The 16672-nt window shown below is 71.8% G+C and carries 16 protein-coding genes; 9 read left to right on the forward strand and 7 right to left on the reverse strand.

The window, feature by feature from the left end; genetic code table 11:
• A complete protein-coding gene (locus IEY82_RS26370; protein WP_189126902.1) occupies window positions 1-1488 on the reverse strand; it encodes a peptide MFS transporter in 1488 nt (495 codons plus the stop codon).
• 151 nt (window positions 1489-1639) lie between these two features.
• Here IEY82_RS26370 and IEY82_RS26375 point away from each other — a divergent pair, with 151 nt between their 5' ends.
• From IEY82_RS26375 to IEY82_RS26400, 6 genes are all read left to right on the forward strand, one after another.
• On the forward strand, window positions 1640-3475 hold the full coding sequence (locus IEY82_RS26375; protein WP_189126903.1) for an AMP-dependent synthetase/ligase: 1836 nt from the start codon (window positions 1640-1642) through the stop codon (window positions 3473-3475).
• Between the two features lie 70 nt (window positions 3476-3545).
• Window positions 3546-4418: a hypothetical protein gene (locus IEY82_RS26380; protein ID WP_189126904.1), complete on the forward strand. Its 873-nt coding sequence runs from the start codon at window positions 3546-3548 to the stop codon at window positions 4416-4418.
• 153 nt (window positions 4419-4571) lie between these two features.
• Entirely contained in the window at window positions 4572-5051 is a 480-nt protein-coding gene (locus tag IEY82_RS26385) for a hypothetical protein (protein WP_189126905.1), read from the forward strand.
• A 211-nt stretch (window positions 5052-5262) separates the two neighbouring features.
• The gene (locus tag IEY82_RS26390; RefSeq protein ID WP_189126906.1) at window positions 5263-6723 is read left to right on the forward strand and encodes a benzaldehyde dehydrogenase; all 1461 of its coding nucleotides are present in this window, start codon (window positions 5263-5265) and stop codon (window positions 6721-6723) included.
• Between the two features lie 188 nt (window positions 6724-6911).
• The gene (locus IEY82_RS26395; RefSeq protein WP_189126907.1) at window positions 6912-7445 is read left to right on the forward strand and encodes a sensor histidine kinase; all 534 of its coding nucleotides are present in this window, start codon (window positions 6912-6914) and stop codon (window positions 7443-7445) included.
• Window positions 7442-7942 carry a response regulator gene (locus IEY82_RS26400; protein ID WP_189126908.1) on the forward strand — a complete coding sequence of 167 codons (501 nt, stop codon included), beginning with the start codon at window positions 7442-7444 and terminating at the stop codon, window positions 7940-7942. The genes IEY82_RS26395 and IEY82_RS26400 overlap by 4 nt, the downstream gene beginning before the upstream one ends.
• Here IEY82_RS26400 and IEY82_RS26405 read toward each other — a convergent pair.
• The 5 genes from IEY82_RS26405 to IEY82_RS26425 all read right to left on the reverse strand — a co-directional run bounded on the left by IEY82_RS26405 (window position 7923) and on the right by IEY82_RS26425 (window position 13617).
• Window positions 7923-9164 (reverse strand): cation:proton antiporter, encoded by a 1242-nt coding sequence (locus IEY82_RS26405; RefSeq protein ID WP_189126909.1) that lies wholly within the window; start codon window positions 9162-9164, stop codon window positions 7923-7925. The genes IEY82_RS26400 and IEY82_RS26405 overlap by 20 nt on opposite strands.
• Before the next feature lie 92 nt (window positions 9165-9256).
• Entirely contained in the window at window positions 9257-10546 is a 1290-nt protein-coding gene (locus tag IEY82_RS26410; protein ID WP_189126910.1) for an ArsB/NhaD family transporter, read from the reverse strand.
• Window positions 10543-11163, reverse strand: a complete 621-nt coding sequence (locus tag IEY82_RS26415) for an AAA family ATPase (protein ID WP_189126911.1) — start codon at window positions 11161-11163, stop codon at window positions 10543-10545. The genes IEY82_RS26410 and IEY82_RS26415 overlap by 4 nt, the downstream gene beginning before the upstream one ends.
• 137 nt (window positions 11164-11300) lie before the next feature.
• A complete protein-coding gene (locus IEY82_RS26420) occupies window positions 11301-12395 on the reverse strand; it encodes a glycerophosphodiester phosphodiesterase (protein WP_225263772.1) in 1095 nt (364 codons plus the stop codon).
• Window positions 12396-12459: 64 nt separating this feature from the next.
• Window positions 12460-13617: an RtcB family protein gene (locus IEY82_RS26425; RefSeq protein ID WP_189126912.1), complete on the reverse strand. Its 1158-nt coding sequence runs from the start codon at window positions 13615-13617 to the stop codon at window positions 12460-12462.
• A 249-nt stretch (window positions 13618-13866) separates the two neighbouring features.
• Between IEY82_RS26425 and moaA the strand changes: the two genes are divergently transcribed.
• Window positions 13867-14856, forward strand: a complete 990-nt coding sequence (moaA, locus tag IEY82_RS26430) for a GTP 3',8-cyclase MoaA (protein ID WP_225263773.1) — start codon at window positions 13867-13869, stop codon at window positions 14854-14856.
• 42 nt (window positions 14857-14898) lie between these two features.
• Window positions 14899-15699: an NTP transferase domain-containing protein gene (locus tag IEY82_RS40185; RefSeq protein ID WP_189126914.1), complete on the forward strand. Its 801-nt coding sequence runs from the start codon at window positions 14899-14901 to the stop codon at window positions 15697-15699.
• 316 nt (window positions 15700-16015) lie between these two features.
• On the opposite strand, the gene IEY82_RS26440 is transcribed toward IEY82_RS40185, so the two are convergent.
• Complete coding sequence (locus IEY82_RS26440; RefSeq protein WP_189126915.1) at window positions 16016-16330, reverse strand: DUF3099 domain-containing protein; 315 nt, start codon at window positions 16328-16330, stop codon at window positions 16016-16018.
• Window positions 16331-16428: 98 nt separating this feature from the next.
• Here IEY82_RS26440 and IEY82_RS26445 point away from each other — a divergent pair, with 98 nt between their 5' ends.
• Window positions 16429-16641: a dodecin gene (locus IEY82_RS26445; RefSeq protein WP_189126916.1), complete on the forward strand. Its 213-nt coding sequence runs from the start codon at window positions 16429-16431 to the stop codon at window positions 16639-16641.
• The last annotated feature ends 31 nt before the right edge of the window (window positions 16642-16672 follow it).

Genomic DNA, 16672 nt, shown 5'->3' on the forward strand with positions numbered 1-16672 from the left:
TTACCGGATCGGCGGCTCGGCCGGCACATGGTGCTCGGACATCATCGCCCGCAGCCTGCGGGTGAACAGGAACAGGGCCAGCCCGGCGACGATCGCCATGGCGGCCAGCAGCAGGTAGTAGGCGGGCTCGGACATGACCTGGCTGAGCCGCCCGGTCTGCCCGCCGACGGCGTCGCCCACGGACACCGCGATGAACCAGATGCCGAGCATCTGCCCCTTGAACGCCCGCGGCGCCAGTTTGGTGGTGACCGAGAGGCCGACCGGGCTGAGCGACAGCTCGCCGAAGACCTGGACGAGGTAGACCAGCACCAGCCACCACACCGACACCTTGCCGGTCTCGGCCAGCGAGGCGGCGGCCGCCATGACCACGAAGCTCAGCCCGACCATGACGAGCGCGAAGGCGAACTTCTGCGGGGTGCTCACCCGGGTGCCCAGCCGGACCCAGAGCGCCGCGAAGACCGGCACGAAGATCATGATGAACAGCGGGTTGAACGACTGGGTCGTGGCCGGCTGGATGCGCACGCCGAACAGCGTCAGGTCGGTGTCGTTCTGGGCGAAGAACAGCAGCTTGCTCGGCGCCAGGTCGTAGACCATCCAGAAGATCGCGGCGGCCACGAACAGCCAGATGTACGCCTTCATCCGCGAACGCTCGTCCTCGGTCAGGTCGTGGCTGCCGAAGAGGATGTAGGCGAAGTAGCCGACCGGCACCGCCAGGATGACCACGGTCACCACCACCGTGAACCGGTCGAGGGTGAGGGCGCCCGTGGCGGCCCAGGCCCCCAGCGCCGAGGCGACGGCCGCCGTGACCACGCTGACCAGCCGGATGACGCGCCCGCGCTCGCGGGGGGTGAGCGGCATGCCGGGCCGGTCGCCGACGCCGCGCAGGTGCCGGCGGCCCAGGACGTACTGCAGCAGGCCGAGCGCCATGCCGACCGCCGCGGCGCCGAACCCCAGGTGCCAGCGGTCGTCGCGGGCCAGCCAGCCCACCACCAGCGGCGCGAAGAACGCGCCGAGGTTGATGCCCAGGTAGAACAGCGAGAACCCGGCGTCCCTGCGGCCGTCGTCGTCCTCGGGGTAGAGCTTGCCGACCATGACCGAGATGTTCGGCTTGAGCAGGCCGGTGCCGGCGATGATGAGCAGCAGGCCGAGCCAGACGAAGGCCCCCGAGGAGACCGGGACGGCCATGCTGATGTGGCCGCACATGATGACGAAGCCGCCCCAGAAGACCGAGCGGCGGGCGCCCAGGATCCGGTCGGCGATCCAGCCGCCGGGCAGCGCCACCAGGTAGATGAGCGCGCCGTAGACGCCGACGACCGCCTGCGCGGTCTGCTCCGACATGCCGAGGCCCTGGTGGGCGGGCGAGGCGGCGAGGAACGTGGCCAGGATGGCGCGCAGGCCGTACCAGCTGAAGCGCTCCCACATCTCGGTGCCGAACAGGGTGGCCAGGCCGCGCGGGTGCCCGAAGAACGTCCTGCCTTCGGTAGTCATGCCCGCCCCCCGGCCGCACGGATGCGCGTGTGAGTTCATCACTCTACGTGACGGATCAGTTTCTTTCCCTGGAGGGTCTTGCCGCTGTCCCGGCGGTGTGGTGCGATGCATGCCACCTGTGCAAGTGATTACTGACTGGAGGCGGGTGTCCATGGCCGATGTCCTCGAGGTGCGGGCCGAGATCGAGCGCGAGATCGCTGGCCGTACCGTGTGCGAGCAGTTGAGACAGGTCGCCGAGCGTCATCCTGACGCGCCCGCCTACTCCGACCCGGTCGAGGGAGGCTGGAGCACGCTCACCTACTCCGAGGCCCGCCGGCGGGTGCTGGAGATCGCCGCCGGTTTCATCGCGCTCGGGCTGGAGCCGGGCGACTCGGTCGCGCTGATGATGGTCAACCGGAGCGAGCACGTGCTCGCCGACCTTGGAACGGTGCACGCCGGAGGGGTGGGCTGCACGGTCTACTCGACGTTCGCGTCCGACCAGATCGCCTTCGTGGCGGGCGACGTGGGGGCGAAGTTCGCGGTGCTCGGCGGCCCCGCCGACCTGGCCCGCTGGGAGCCGGTCCTCGATCGGCTGCCGGGGCTGAGCAAGATCATCATGCTGGAGGGCGCGCCGGCCGACGAGCGCTTCCTGGCGTGGGACGACTTCCTCGAACTCGGCCGCGCCTCGCTGGCCGAGGACCCGTCGGCCGTCGAGGACCGGGCGCGGGCCGTGACGCAGGACGACGTGGTGACCGTCCTCTACACCTCGGGCACCACCGGCATGCCGAAGGGGGTGCCGCTCACCCACCACAACGTGTTCTACGAGGTGGCCTCGACCGACCGGCTGACCTCGCTGCCGTCGCAGGGCACCCAGATCTCCTACCTGACGTACGCGCACATCGCCGAGCGGGTGCTCAGCCTCTACCTGCCGCTGGTCAAGGTCTCCCACGTGCACTTCTGCACCGACCTGGCCAACCTCGGCGCCACCCTCGGGCAGGTCAAGCCGATGATGTTCTTCGGCGTGCCACGCGTGTGGGAGAAGATGATGGCCCGCCTGCAGGCGGTCCTCGCCTCCCAGCCGGCCGAGCAGCAGGACGCCGTGCGCCAGGCCATGGCGGCCGGCGTCGCCTACGTCGAGGGCGGCCAGTTCGGCCACACCCTGACCCCCGAGGTCCAGGCGGCCTACGAGCAGGCCGACCAGTCGCTGCTGTCGATCATCCGGGGCATGATCGGTTTCGACCGCGCCGAGTGGACCGCCACCGGCGCCGCGCCGCTCCCGGACGAGGTGCAGCGGTTCTACGCCGGCCTCGGGCTGAAGGTCATCGACGTGTACGGGATGACCGAGACGACCGGCGCGTTCACCGGCAACAGCCCGTCCTGCTACCGCCTCGGCACCGTGGGCCGGGCCGAGCCGGGCGCCGAGGTGCGCATCGCCGACGACGGCGAGATCCTCACCCGCAGCCCGCTCAACACCCGGGGCTACCTCAACCGGCCCGAGGCCACCGCCGAGCTGATCGACGCCGACGGCTGGCTGCACACCGGCGACATCGGCACGGTCGACGAGGACGGCTTCTACCGGGTCGTCGACCGCAAGAAGGAGCTCATCATCACGGCGGGCGGCGAGAACATCTCCCCGGCCGCGATCGAGAACCACCTGAAGGAGCACCCCCTGATCGGCCAGGCGCTCGCCTACGGCGACGGCAGGCCCTACCCGGTCGCGGTGCTCACCCTGGACGGCGAGGTGGCGCCGGGCTGGGCCGGCTCGCGCGGCATCGCCTTCGACTCCCTGGCCGAGCTGGCCGAGCACCCCGACGTGCTGAAGGAGATCGAGGCGGCGGTGGAGGCGGCCAACGTCAAGCTGGCCCGGGTGCAGCAGGTCAAGCGGTGGGCGCTGCTCGGCACCGAGTGGACGGCCGAGACCGAGGAGCTGACCCCCAGCCTGAAGCTGAAGAGGCGGATCATCCACGCGAAGTACGGCGACATCATCGAGGGCCTCTACGCCGGCTGACCGGGTTTTTGCCTTCCGGGGCGTGTGTCGTGAACCTGGTCATGACCGTGCGGTTCCTACCGTCTGGCTCATGACCAGACGACTCCTTCTCGTCTCGCTCGCGGCGGGGACGCTCATGGCGCCCGCGCCGGCGTACTCCGCCGCGACCGAGCTCACCATCCGCGAGATCAACGTACGTCCCGCCGAACCGGTGGTCGGGGTGGGTGATTCCGTCCGCCTGCTGGTCGACGTGATCGTCAAGGGGGCGCGGGGCAAGGACGGGGTGACCATCAAGGTCGAACCCGGCCCGCCGCCCAAGCCGGCCCCCACCACCACGCCCGCCGCCGGCACCCCGGGGGCCACCGGCCAGCAGGCCGGCTGGGACCGGACCAGGCCGGAGGGACGGCCCGCCACCGTCGTACCCCAGACGGAGCGCAGGCCCGAGCCGCGGCCGATCCACGTGAACCCCGCCGCGGCGCGGCTGGCGGCCCCGGCCTCCGACCGCGGCGCGGAGGCCTGGGAGACCTGGCGGTTCCTGCCCGACAAGGGGCTCAACCGCTTCTACCCCGCGGGCACCTGGACGGTGACGGCGACGGCCAAGGGCGCCGACGGGGCGACGGTGACGGAGTACGCCTCGTTCCAGTTGCGCAGGGACACGAGGCTGACGGGGGTCCGGGTCGCCAGGGCCCGCGGCTCGGAGTCGGTGCGTGTGAACGGCTCCCTCACCCGGGTCGGCCCGAAGGGGCTCGCCGACTACGCCCCGTTCACCGGCCAGGAGGTGGAGATCCTCCGGCGGCAGGGGACCACGGGCTCGTGGGAGCGGGCCGGTACGGCGACCACCGGCGAAAGGGGCGACTTCACCGGGACCGTGCAGGGGCGTACCGGCGACTACTGGCAGGTCCGCTACCCGGGAACCGGACACTACGCCGCCGCGCTCTCCTCAGTGCACCAAATCCCCCAGTAAACGGCATAGCGCCCCGCCCGAGCGAAGCGTGACTGACCGGTCGTTGCGGAAACGTGATCGGCTTTACCAAAACTTTTCCTTACCCTTACGCGTCAATGGCGTTGACGCGCATCGTCGCGGTGCGTGTCCGATACGGGGAAGGAAGTTGATCTCATGATGCGACGACTCGCCGCCGGGCTGGCGGCCGCCGCCCTCGGCGTCACGGTGGCAGGGGTGGCCGCCTCGCCGGCGCTGGCCGATCCCGGCGCCGACGACGGTCACACCCAGCTCACCTTCGACGCGAGCCCTGAGCCCGCCTGGCGGGGCAAGCCGCTGACGCTCACCGGCAAGCTGTCGGTGCGCTGCGACGACGACTACATCGACGGCTTCGTGTCGGTGCACCACGCCGACTACTGCAGGGACTCCGAGGCGTGGCACCGCCTCGGCCGCAAGCGGATCGTGATCCTCTTCCAGCCGGCCCGCAGCGGCAGGTGGGAGTACGTCGAGACGGTCAGGACCAGCCACAAGGGCTACTTCCACACCAAGGTCCCGGCCTACACCTCGGGCACGTGGCGCGCCGTCTTCGAGGGCGACCGCCGCCTCGAACCCGCCGGGGCCACCGACTGGGTCAAGGTCATCGGCCACCGCCGCTGACCGCCTCGCCCGCCCGCGCCCGGCTCCCCTCGGGGCCGGGCGTTCCGCGTCTCCGGCGCACCATCCGCTCCGGCGGGCTGGGTCACCGTCCCGGAGCGAAGACGCGCGGCCTGGGGCGAAATCAGTGTTCGAACATGTGGAACCGCCCATTGCTTGCGGCACGACCCGGACCTACAGTCGTTCCCCTGTCCGCGAGCGGAAGGTGACAGCGGTGTTTCTCGATGCAGCGACGTGGGAGAACCGGATCTTCATCGGCGGGGCGTGGGCGCCCGGCTCCGGTGGTTCCATGGACGTCACCGAGCCGGCCACCGGCTCGGTCCTCGGCCACGTCGGCGTGGCCTCCGCCGACGACCTCGGCAGAGCGGCGGAGAGCGCGAGCGAGGCGCAGCGCGCATGGGCCGCCACTCCTCACCCGGAGCGCGCCGAGGTGCTGCGCCGGGCGGCCCGGCTGTGGCAGGAGCACGCCGAGGAGATCTCCTGGTGGAACATCCGCGAGGTCGGCGCGGTCCCCGCGATGGCCGGGTTCGCCGTGCACGTCGCCGAGCAGGAGTGCCACGAGGCCGCAGCCCTGCCCAGCCGCCCCTACGGCGAGCTGCTGCCGAGCGAGGAGCCGAGGCTGTCGATGGCCAGGCGGATGCCGGTCGGCGTCGTCGGCGTGATCTCGCCGTTCAACGTGCCCATCATCCTCGGCATCCGCTCGGTCGCCCCCGCGCTCGCCCTGGGCAACGCCGTCATCCTGAAGCCCGACCCGCGCACCGCGGTGACCGGCGGGGTCACCATCGCCCGGATCTTCGAGGAGGCCGGGCTGCCGCCGGGCGTGCTGCAGGTGCTGCCCGGCGGGGCCGACGTGGGCGAGGCCATGATCACGCACCCGCTCGTCCGGGTCATCTCCTTCACCGGCTCCACCGCGGCGGGCCGCAGGGTGGGCGAGCTGGCCGGCAAGCACCTCAAGCGGGCGCACCTGGAGCTGGGCGGCAACTCGGCGCTGCTCATCCTCGACGACGCCGACGTCGACGCGGCGGCGAGCCTGTCCGCGTTCGGCGCCTTCTTCCACCAGGGCCAGATCTGCATGACGACCGGGCGGCACCTGGTGCACGAGAGCGTCCACGACGACTTCGTCGAACGGCTCGCCGCCAAGGCCGCCGCCCTGCCGGTGGGTGACCCGGCCCGCGCCGAGGTCGCGCTCGGCCCGCTGATCGACGCCGGCCAGCGCGACAAGGTGCACCGGCTGGTCACCGCCAGCGTCGACGCCGGCGCCAAGCTCGCCGCGGGCGGCGACTTCGACGGGCTCTGCTACGCCGCGACCGTGCTGACCGAGGTGACCCCGTCGACGCCGGCCTTCTCCCAGGAGATCTTCGGGCCGGTCGCCCCGGTCGCGCGCTTCTCCACCGTGGAGGAGGCCGTGCGGCTGGCCACCGCCGGCGAGTACGGACTCTCGCTCGGCATCGTCACCCGCGACGTGATGAAGGGCCTGGCCGTGGCCGACCGCGTCCCGACCGGCATCGTGCACATCAACGACCAGACCGTCAGCGACGAGGCCAACAGCCCGTTCGGCGGCATCGGAGCGTCCGGCACCGGCTCGCGGTTCGGCGGCCCGGCGGCCAACGTCGAGGCGTTCACCGAGACCCGGTGGGTCACCATGCGCGCCGAGCCCCCGGCCTACCCCTTCTAGCACCCCCTACCCGAGAGCCAGAGGACGGCATGGCCCCGCCGGGTCATGACGTCCGAGGCGCGCGCGTCCTAGCCTTCGGCCCAGATCGATCTCGGCGGCGGCGTTTCTCGGGCACAGTGGAAGCCGGAGCGATCTATGGCGCACCACATGTCGGTGATCGCGATCCAGGCCGAGGCCGCCCCTACCGCGTGCGGCACCCGCCCGAGGAGCTGGCGCGGAGTTTCGCCACCATCCGGGCCGGCGCGTTGGAGGCGCTCACCGAGCTGCACCGGATCCTCGGCCTGCTCAGGAACGACGCGGGCGGGGCCGACCCCGCGCCGCAGCCCACACTGGACGACCTGGAAGGGCTGGTGGCCGGGGTGCGGGAGGCCGGTCTGGAGGTGACCCTGGTGACGGAGCCGGACCAGGGCGGGCCGGTCCCGCCGGGCGTGCAGCTGTCGGCGTACCGGATCGTGCAGGAGGCGCTGAGCAACGTGCTGCGGCACGCCCCCGGCGCGGCCGCCCGGGTGGAGATCCGTCACATGGCGCGCTGCCTCGACCTGCGGGTGGCGAACGGCCCCGCCGCGGCGTCCGCGCCGGAGCGCGCGGGCTCGGGACACGGCGTGGTCGGCATGCGCGAGCGGGCCGCGATGCTCGGCGGCGAGCTCGGGGCGGGTCCCGGGCCGGACGGCGGCTACACCGTGACGGCCCGGTTGCCCTTCGGGAAAGGCGCCGCCACGTGATCCGGGTGGTGATCGCCGACGACCAGGCGATGGTCCGCGAGGGTCTGTCCGTCCTGCTCAACGCCCAGCCGGACATCGAGGTGGTGGGTGAGGCCGCGAACGGGCGCGAGGCCGTCGACCGGGTCTCCGAGCTGAGCCCCGATGTCGTGCTCATGGAGGTGCGCATGCCGGTGCTGGGCGGGCTGGACGCCATCCCGCTGGTGGTCCCCGCCACGAGGGTGCTGGTGCTCACCACGTTCGACCAGGACGAGTACGTCTACGCGGCGCTGCGGGCCGGAGCCAGCGGATTCCTGCTGAAGAGCGCCTCCGCGCGCGAGCTGGGCGACGCCGTCCGCGTCGTGGCCGGGGGAGATGCCCTGCTCGCGCCCTCCGTCATGCGCCGCCTCATCACGGCCTTCGCCCGTCAGGCCCCGCCGCGGGCCCGTGGGATCCGGCTCGACGAGCTCACCGAACGGGAGAACGAGATCCTCGCGCTACTCACGCCTGCCGGTCCCTGAGCCGGTCGAGGCGGGCCATCACCGGGGTCGCGGTGACGCCGTGCAGCACGATGGAGGCGATCACGGTGAAGGCCACGACCGCCCACAGCTCCTCCGCCGGGACCCCGAAGTCGGCGTGGCCGAGCGCGTACGCCAGGTAGTAGAGCGAGCCGATGCCCCGGATGCCGAAGAACGAGGTCGCGACCCGTTCCATCGGCGAGGCACGGCCCCGCCACTGCGACAGCCAGGCCGCCAGGGGACGGATCACCAGCAGGAGCGATATCCCGGCCACGGCCCCCTGCCAGGTGAGCGCGGCGAGCCCGCCCAAGGCCACGAAGCCGCCGAGCAGGAGCAGCAGCCAGGCGGTCAGCAACCGTTCGATCTGCTCGACGAAGCCGTGCAGGACGTTGTTGTAGCCGTGGCCCCGCTCCAGGCCCCGGATGGCGCACGCGGTGACGAAGACGGCGACGAAGCCGTATCCGTGCACCATCTCGGTCAGGCCGTAGGCCAGGAAGGTGGCGGCCAGCGCGACGAAGCCGTCGCGGTGCTCGGCCAGGCGCAGGTCGCGCGTCGGGGCGTGGAAGAACAACCGGCCCAGGAGCCGGCCGATGAGCAGCCCGGCCAGCACCCCGGCCCCGGTCCGGTAGAGCACGTCGACCAGCGCCCACTCACCGAGCCAGCCCGCTCCGCCCACGCTCGCCAGGGCGATGGCGGCGTACACGAAGGGGAAGGCCGCGCCGTCGTTGAGACCCGCCTCGGAGGTCAGCGCGAAGCGGACCTCGTCGTCGGCGTTCTCGGCGTCGACGGGCTCGCCCACCTGCACGTCGGAGGCGAGCACCGGATCGGTCGGCGCCAGCACCGCGCCGAGCAGGAGCGCCGCCGCGAGCGGCCAGCCCAGTAGCCCGGTGGCGACGCCCGCGACGCCGGCCACGGTCAGCGGCATCGTCCAGCCGAGCAACCGCCAGGTCGACGACCAGCCGCGCAGGCTCACCCTGCGGTTGAGCGCCAGGCCCGCGCCCATCAGGGAGACGACGACGCAGATCTCCGTGATGTGTTCCAGCGCGGCTCGGTGGGTCACCGGGTCGGGGTCGGGCAGCCCGGTCGGCAGCAGGAACACCAGTACGCCGCCGAGCAGGCAGGCGAGCGGCAGCGAGAACGGACGGCGGACGAGGACGCCGGGCAGCGCGGCGGCGAGCAGCGCACCGGCGCCCGCGACGACGTAGACGAGTTCAGCGGAAGGCATCGCGGCATTCCTGCCCCGCTGATCATCATGCATCCCCGTCTAGCACGACAGATCACGACAGATCACGACGAATCGCGACTGACAACGACAGATCACGTCAGATAACGCAGCCACAGATAGGGGGCCACCAGGGCGACCGTGACCGCGGTGACGACCAGCCCGTACCTGGTGAACTGCCAGAAGCTGATCGGGACGCGGTTGCGGGCGGCGATGCCGACCACGACCACGTTGGCGGCGGCGCCCACCGCCGTGGCGTTGCCGCCCAGGTCGGCGCCGAAGGCCAGGGCCCACCACAGCACCCGCGCCTGCTCGCCACCGCCCGCCTCGACCAGCCTTTCCACGATCGGGCTCATCGTGGCCACGTAGGGGATGTTGTCCACGATGGCCGACAGCACGGCCGAGACGCCGAGCAGGCCCATCGCGGTCAGTTCGGGCCGCCCCTCGGTGGCGGACACCGCGGCCCGCGCGACCTGCTCGATGACGCCGGTCTCCACCAGCGAGCCGACCATGACGAACAGCCCGGCGAAGAACACCAGGGTCGGCCACTCGACCTCGCGGATGGCGTCCTCGGTGGTCACCTTGGTGGCCGCGACCAGGATGCCCGCGCCGAGCAGCGCCACCACCGACGGCTCGTAGTGCAGCACCGGGTGCAGCACGAACGCCGCCATCACCACCGTCAGCACGGCCAGGCTCTGCCACAGCAGCCGGTGATCGGCGATCGCCTCCCGCTCGTCCAGCGTCATGATCGCCGCCGCCCGTCCGGGGTCGTAGCGGAACGCCTTACGGAACAGCACCCGGCACAGACCGGCGAACACCACCATGAGCACGACGACCATCGGCGCCATGTGCGCGAGGAAGTCGTTGAAGGTCAGCCCGCCGCGGCTGGCGATGATGATGTTGGGCGGGTCGCCGATCAGGGTGGCGGCACCGCCGATGTTGGAGGCCATCGCCTCGGCGATGAGGAAGGGCGCGACCGGCAGCGCGAGCCGGTCGCAGACCAGGAACGTCACCGGCGCGATCAGCAGCACCGTGGTGACGTTGTCGAGCAGCGCCGAGGCCGACCCCGTGATCACCACGAGCAGCACCATCAGCCGGTACGGCCGGCCGCGGGCGCGCTTGGCGGCCCAGATGGCGAGGTACTCGAAGACGCCGGTCTGCTTCAGCACGCCGACGATGACCATCATGCCGAGCAGCAGGAAGATGACGTTCCAGTCGATGCCGGTGTGCTCGGAGAAGAACGCCGCCCCCGCGTCGCTGGCGTGGACCAGCAGCATGATCCCGGCCCCGCCGAGCGCCGCCGCCACCCGGTGCACCTTCTCGGTGGCGATCAGCGCGTACGAGGCCAGGAAGACCGCCACGCTGAGCCAGGCGAGTCCGCTCATCGCGGGGGCCCGGCGGGCGGGCCGTCGAAACGGATGTCCTCCAGGAGGTCGGCACCCGCGCGGTCGAGCACGATCGCGCCCGCGGCCGGCTCCGCCGTCCCGGCGCGGGCCCGCGCGAGCAGCGCGCTCCAGTGCCGGCGGTGCCAGGCGAAGGTGCGCTCGCTGACGACCCGGTTCCTGGCCCGCTGACCGGCCCGCGCGGCCTCCGGTGAGGCGTCCAGGAGCAGCAGGTGGAAGGCCGCCCCGGAGCGGCGGGCCAGCCAGGCGAAGATCCGCAGCACCCCGGGAGCGCAGCCGCGGTTGTGCGCGATCACTGCGCGGCCGGTGGCGAGGGCCCGATGGACGCGCCACAGGTGGGTGGCGAACACGACGCCGGTGCGCGCCGGCTTGGGCGCCCACCCGAGCCGCCCGGCCCACCACAGCCGCGACTGGTAGGAGTCGATCACCGTGACCGGACCGGCCGCCACCGGCCGCCTCTCGCCGCCGTCGAGCGCGTACAGGCGGCGGAGCAGGGTGGTCTTGCCGGCGCCGGGCAGGCCGGTGAGGATCACCAGCGAACCCGCCGGGAAGCGTAACGTCGGGGCCGCCTCTCGGGCGGCCGGCACCGAGCCCGTCAAAGATCCTCATCCTCGGGGCACCTGGACGACGGGCAGTATAGGGCAAATCCGCATACCCTCGCCGGAGGTCTGCCAAGGTGACCACGCCCGGCCCGCCAGCCGCGGGCTACGCCAGCCGGTCGCCTCGCCCCGGCCGCTCAGCCGGCGCGGCGGGCGACCACCGCCCGGCCCATCGCCGGGTCGTCGCAGAACGCGCCGTCGACGCCCAGGTCGAGGAGCCTGCCGAGCCAGCCCGCCACGTCGCCCGTGGCGCGCGCGTAGACCGGGCTGGCCGGATCGCCCAGCCGGTGGTCGGCCGGCAGCTGGGAGTTCTCGTTGCGCACGGTCCAGACGTGCACGTCCAGCCGCCGCCGGTGCGCGTCGGCCACCAGCGAGGTCGGCGTCCCGAGCCGCCCGTCGGCGCGCACCGGCACCACCCGCCGCGTGTCCACCCCGATCCCGTCGGCGTAGCGGGCCACCTCGCGCAGGCCCGCCGGCGTGACCATGTCGTCGTAGGTGCGCGGGTCGCCCGCGGCCGTCCAGTCGTACGGCGCCCCACCCCAGGTGATCAGCTGGATCAGCGGCAGCTTCGTCCTGCCGCGCAGCTCACGCAGGTTGCCCGTCTCGAACGACTGGATGAACACCTCGCGCATCCGGGTGACGCCGAGCACGTCGAGCAGCGGCTCCTCCAGCGACAGGCCGATCGAGTCGAAGTAGGACGGGTGCTTGGTCTCGGGGTAGACGCCCACGCCGTGGCGCTGCGCGAGCCGCACGACCTCCTCGAACGTGGGGATCTCGGCCAGCCCGTCGAAGGCCGTGTTGTCCGGGCGCAGCTCCGGCACCCGCTCGCGGGCGCGCAGCGTCTTGAGCTCGGCCAGGGTGAAGTCCTCGGTGAACCACCCGGTGACGGGCCGGCCGTCGATCGTCTTGGTGGTGCGCCGACCGGCGAACTCCGCCCGCGCGGCGACGTCGGTGGTGCCGGAGATCTCGTTCTCGTGCCGGGCCACCAGCACGTGATCCTTGGTCGAGACCAGGTCGGGCTCGATGTAGTCGGCGCCCATCGCGATGGCGGCCTCGTACGACAGCAGCGTGTGCTCGGGGCGGTGCGCGCTCGCGCCGCGGTGCCCGATCACGAGGGGGGCCTCGCCGCGGCGCTCGGCGGCGGCGGGAGTGGTGGACTGGATCAGCACAACGGCGACCGTACCGCCGGTGAGCACGGCCAGCGCGCCCGCGAGTAATCTCCGCATTCTCATGGGCGTACGGTAGATGGCCGCGGTGGCCCGGAGGTGAAGACTGAGCCACCGCGCAGGAGCCGCCTCAGCCCTTGTAGTTGAACACCTGGCTCAGCGTGTGCCGCACCTCGACCAGATCCCGCTGGTCGGCCATCACCTGGTCGATCGGCTTGTATGCTTCGGGGTGCTCGTCCACCAGCGCCGCCGCCCGGCTGGAGTTCCAGGTGCGGCCCCGCATGGCCTCGGTGAGCGAGGCCGCCGACAGCTGCCGCTTGGCCTTGCTGCGCGACATCCGCCGCCCCGCCCCGTGGGAGCAGGAGTTGTAGGAGTCGGGGTTGCCGCGCCCGCGCACGATGTAGGAACGGGTGCCCATCGAGCCCGGGATGACCCCCTCGTCGCCCACGTCGGCCTTGATGGCCCCCTTGCGGGTGATCCACAGCTCCTTGCCGCCGTGGACCTCCTGCTGCGTGAAGTTGTGGTGGCAGTTTATTGTGCGGACCCGGGCGCCCCGCCCGACGACGCGGAACAGCGCGTTGCTGAGCACCCTGTCCATCCGGGCGCGCGAGGCCATGGCGTAGCGCTGCGCCCACAGCATGTCCTCGATGTACGCGGTGAACTCCGGCGTGCTCTGCACCAGGTAGGCCAGGTCGGGGTCCTCCAGCCCGAGAGCCTGGCGGCGCATCAGCCGCTTGGCGTCGGCGATGTGCTTGACGGCCAGCTGGTTGCCGATGCCGCGCGAGCCCGAGTGCAGCACCGTCCACACCCGGTCGCGCTCGTCCAGGCAGACCTCGACGAAGTGGTTGCCCGAGCCGAGGGTGCCGAACTGCACCGACACCTTCTTCTCCTGCTGGGGCGTCAGGCCGGTGTGCGGGCGGCCGAGGTCGCTCAGCGCCCGGTCGAGCGCCGGGTCGTCGTGGCCCCTGCCGACGCCCGCCGGGATGCGCCGCTCGACCAGCGGCATCAGCGCGCCGAGGTCGTCGGGCAGGTCGGCGGCCGTCAGGGTGGTCTCGGTGGCGACCATGCCGCAGCCGATGTCGACCCCCACGGCGGCGGGGATGATCGCGCCCTCGGTGGGGATCACCGAGCCGACGGTGGCCCCGATGCCGACGTGCGCGTCGGGCATGAGGGCGACGTGACCGGACACGAACGGCAGCCGGGCGGTGCGCGCGGCCTGCATGATCGCGCCGTCGTCGATCTCGCTGGCCCACGACAGCAGATTGGGCGCGGGCTGGTTGGGCAACATCTGGATCTCCTCAGGTGGACCTGATCCAGTTTGTGGGATCTTGGAATGGATCCCCACTCATTTATTGTCCCTCCGCTCCGCGCGCCCGGCGGTGGGGGTGGGGACCGCGTGCCGCGCCGGAGGGTGATCTAGGGTGGATTCGCGGGTGTTCGGCGGATATCCATCTGCGGACTGACCGTTACCTTTGGGGTCTTGCCGACACGCCACGTAGTCTGGCCGTCTGGCCAACGGGAACAGGAGGTGACGCCCATGTTGCGAGACTCGTTCGGACGGGTGGCGACTGATCTGCGGGTGTCCCTCACGGACAAGTGCAACCTGCGTTGCACCTACTGCATGCCCCCTGAGGGGCTGGAGTGGCTGCCCAACGCCCAGTTGCTCACCGCCGCCGAGATCGTCCGGCTGGTCACGATCGGCGTCGAACGACTCGGCATCACCGAGGTCCGCTACACCGGCGGCGAGCCGTTGCTCCGCCGCGAGCTGGTCGACATCGTCGCCCGGACCGCCGCGCTCGCTCCCCGGCCGCAGGTCTCGCTGACCACCAACGGCATCGGGCTGGCCAAGCTGGCCGGCGCGCTCGCCGGGGCCGGGCTCGACCGGGTCAACGTCTCCCTCGACACGCTCGACCGCGACGTGTTCAAGCGGCTCGCGCACCGCGACAGGTTCGCCGACGTGATCGACGGCCTGGCCGCCGCCCACGACGCCGGCCTGCGTCCCGTCAAGGTCAACACCGTGCTGATGCGCGGGATCAACGACCACGAGGCCGTGAGCCTGCTCGGCTGGTGCCTGGAGCGGGGCTACGAGCTGCGCTTCATCGAGCAGATGCCGCTCGACGCCCAGCACGGCTGGACCCGCGAGGACATGGTGACCGCCGACGAGATCCTGGCCATGCTCACCACCGCCTACCGGCTCACGCCCGACGATCCGGAGGAGCGCGGCAGCGCCCCCGCCGAGCGGTTCCTGGTCGACGGGGGCCCCGCCCGGGTGGGCGTGATCGGGTCGGTGACCCGCCCGTTCTGCGGCGCCTGCGACCGTGTCCGTCTCACCGCCGACGGGCAGATCCGCAACTGCCTGTTCGCCACCGAGGAGTCCGACCTGAAGGCCGCCCTGCGCGCGGGCGCCTCGGACGAGGAGCTGGCCGAGCGCTGGGTCGCCGCCGTCTCCCGCAAACGCGCCGGTCACGGCATCGACGACCCCTCGTTCCTGCAGCCCTCCCGGCCGATGTCGGCCATCGGCGGCTGACCGTTTCGCGGCAGGCGGCGACCTGTGCCGGGCGGTGAGCGCGTGAACGGCGGCTACGACGCGGTGATCCTGGCGGGCGGCCTGGCCCGCCGGCTGGGCGGGGTCGACAAGCCCGGCCTGGCCGTGGGCGGCCGGGCGATGGTCGAGCGGGTCGTGGCGGCCGTCCCGGACGCCCGGCGGGTCGTCGTGGTCGGGCCCGAGCGCGGGCTGACGGGGGTGGTGTTCGCCCGGGAGGACCCTCCGGGAGCGGGACCGGTGCCCGCGCTGCGGGCCGGGCTGAGCGAGGTCACCGCGCCCTGGGTGCTGTTGCTGGCCGCCGACCTGCCGTTCCTGCTGCCCGCCCACCTGACGCCCCTGCTGGCGGCTCGCTCCTGCGGGACGGGCGGCGTCGTGGCCGTCGACGGCGACGGGCGCGAGCAGTGGCTGCTGGGCGTGTGGGAGGTCGCGCCGCTGCGCGCGGCGCTGGACGGCTACACCGGGCGGTCGCTGCGCGGCCTGCTCGGGCCCCTGGTCGCGGGCCGGGTGCCGTTGCCCGGCCGGGCCTCGTTCGACTGCGACACTATGGACGATCTCAAGGAGGCTCACATGAACGTGCTGCACGAGTGGACCGCGCTGGCCTGCCGGGAGCTGGGCATCGACCCCGCCCGCGTCGACCGCGACGCGATCCTCGACCTCACCAAGGAGGTGGCGCACGGGGTGGCCCGGCCGGCCGCGCCGCTCACCGCCTATCTGCTGGGGCTCGCCGAGGGCGCCGGCACCGCTCCGGAGGACGCCGTGGCCCGGCTGACGGCTCTGGCCGGCAACTGGGGGCAGGCCACCGCCGAGACACTGACGGACGACTGACACTCGGGCGAACTCCCGAAGTCAAGCCCTGCGCGAAGCTGAAGATTTCCTGGGAATTCCGAGCGCGTTGGAGCGTAAACGATTTCGGGAAAGAGGCCCTATCAAACTGAGATCGCCGCTGTCGGACTGATCATCCAAAGACAAAGGTTTCCCCAGGAAAGGGGCGACGCCGGGTGGTTACGGGGGCAAACCACCCGGCGTCGCTTCATCGGCGTTCCGACGGGGGCCCGGAACGCCGGCACCAGCACTCCGACGGGGGACCGGAGCGCTTGGCTAAAGCGTACACCTACAACCCATGGGATGCGTCAAGACTTAGTCACGACCCGATCTCGCGTCGGTGCCTTGGTATCTCGCTTTGGTTAGCTTCGGGTGTCTGAAAGGTGGGAGGTGGCACGTCCGCGCCCCTCTCATTGGCCCCGATTACGGCTATGTATGGCAAAAAGACGGCGCCCGCGATGAACAGCAGCCGATAGGGCCACGGCACCGGCACCACCACCGCCAGGATCAGGCAGAGCGTGCGGATCCCCATCTTGATGAGGTAGCTGATCTCTCGACGGTGGATGTCCGCAGTCAGCGAGGGTCTGGCGTCGGTGACCTGGTGGACGTCCTTCTTGCTGTGCCACCACTTCATACCCTTCACGCTAGACCTCCGACGGGCGTGCTGTGACCGCCTGCCGGACGGGCGGCGCGAGTCATGCGATCATGGCCTTCTAGTAAGGAGATGGGGAGATGACGGATCGAACGTACCGGGTCACCGAGATAGTCGGGACGTCGGGGGAGAGCGTTGACCAGGCCATCCGCAACGGCATCAGGCGCGCCTCCGAGACGCTGCGTCACCTCGACTGGTTCGAGGTGACCGAGGTTCGCGGGCACATCGACGCGGGCGAGGTCGCCCACTTCCAGGTGGGCATGAAGGTGGGCTTCCGCCTCGAGGACTCCTGAGCTTCCCGTTCCGTCACGATTGCGTGCGCCC

This window comes from Nonomuraea cavernae, from assembly GCF_014646355.1.
Taxonomy (GTDB): Bacteria; Actinomycetota; Actinomycetes; order Streptosporangiales; family Streptosporangiaceae; genus Nonomuraea; species Nonomuraea cavernae.

Bases quoted from the DNA above. Each gene is read 5' to 3' on its own strand.
- IEY82_RS26370 (WP_189126902.1), bottom strand. From the start codon at position 1,488: ATGACTACCGAAGGCAGGACGTTCTTCGGGCACCCGCGCGGCCTGGCC.
- IEY82_RS26375 (WP_189126903.1), top strand. From the start codon at position 1,640: ATGGCCGATGTCCTCGAGGTGCGGGCCGAGATCGAGCGCGAGATCGCT.
- IEY82_RS26380 (WP_189126904.1), top strand. From the start codon at position 3,546: ATGACCAGACGACTCCTTCTCGTCTCGCTCGCGGCGGGGACGCTCATG.
- IEY82_RS26385 (WP_189126905.1), top strand. From the start codon at position 4,572: ATGATGCGACGACTCGCCGCCGGGCTGGCGGCCGCCGCCCTCGGCGTC.
- IEY82_RS26405 (WP_189126909.1), bottom strand. From the start codon at position 9,164: ATGCCTTCCGCTGAACTCGTCTACGTCGTCGCGGGCGCCGGTGCGCTG.
- IEY82_RS26410 (WP_189126910.1), bottom strand. From the start codon at position 10,546: ATGAGCGGACTCGCCTGGCTCAGCGTGGCGGTCTTCCTGGCCTCGTAC.
- IEY82_RS26420 (WP_225263772.1), bottom strand. From the start codon at position 12,395: ATGAGAATGCGGAGATTACTCGCGGGCGCGCTGGCCGTGCTCACCGGC.
- IEY82_RS26425 (WP_189126912.1), bottom strand. From the start codon at position 13,617: ATGTTGCCCAACCAGCCCGCGCCCAATCTGCTGTCGTGGGCCAGCGAG.
- moaA (WP_225263773.1), top strand. From the start codon at position 13,867: ATGTTGCGAGACTCGTTCGGACGGGTGGCGACTGATCTGCGGGTGTCC.
- IEY82_RS26440 (WP_189126915.1), bottom strand. From the start codon at position 16,330: ATGAAGTGGTGGCACAGCAAGAAGGACGTCCACCAGGTCACCGACGCC.
- IEY82_RS26445 (WP_189126916.1), top strand. From the start codon at position 16,429: ATGACGGATCGAACGTACCGGGTCACCGAGATAGTCGGGACGTCGGGG.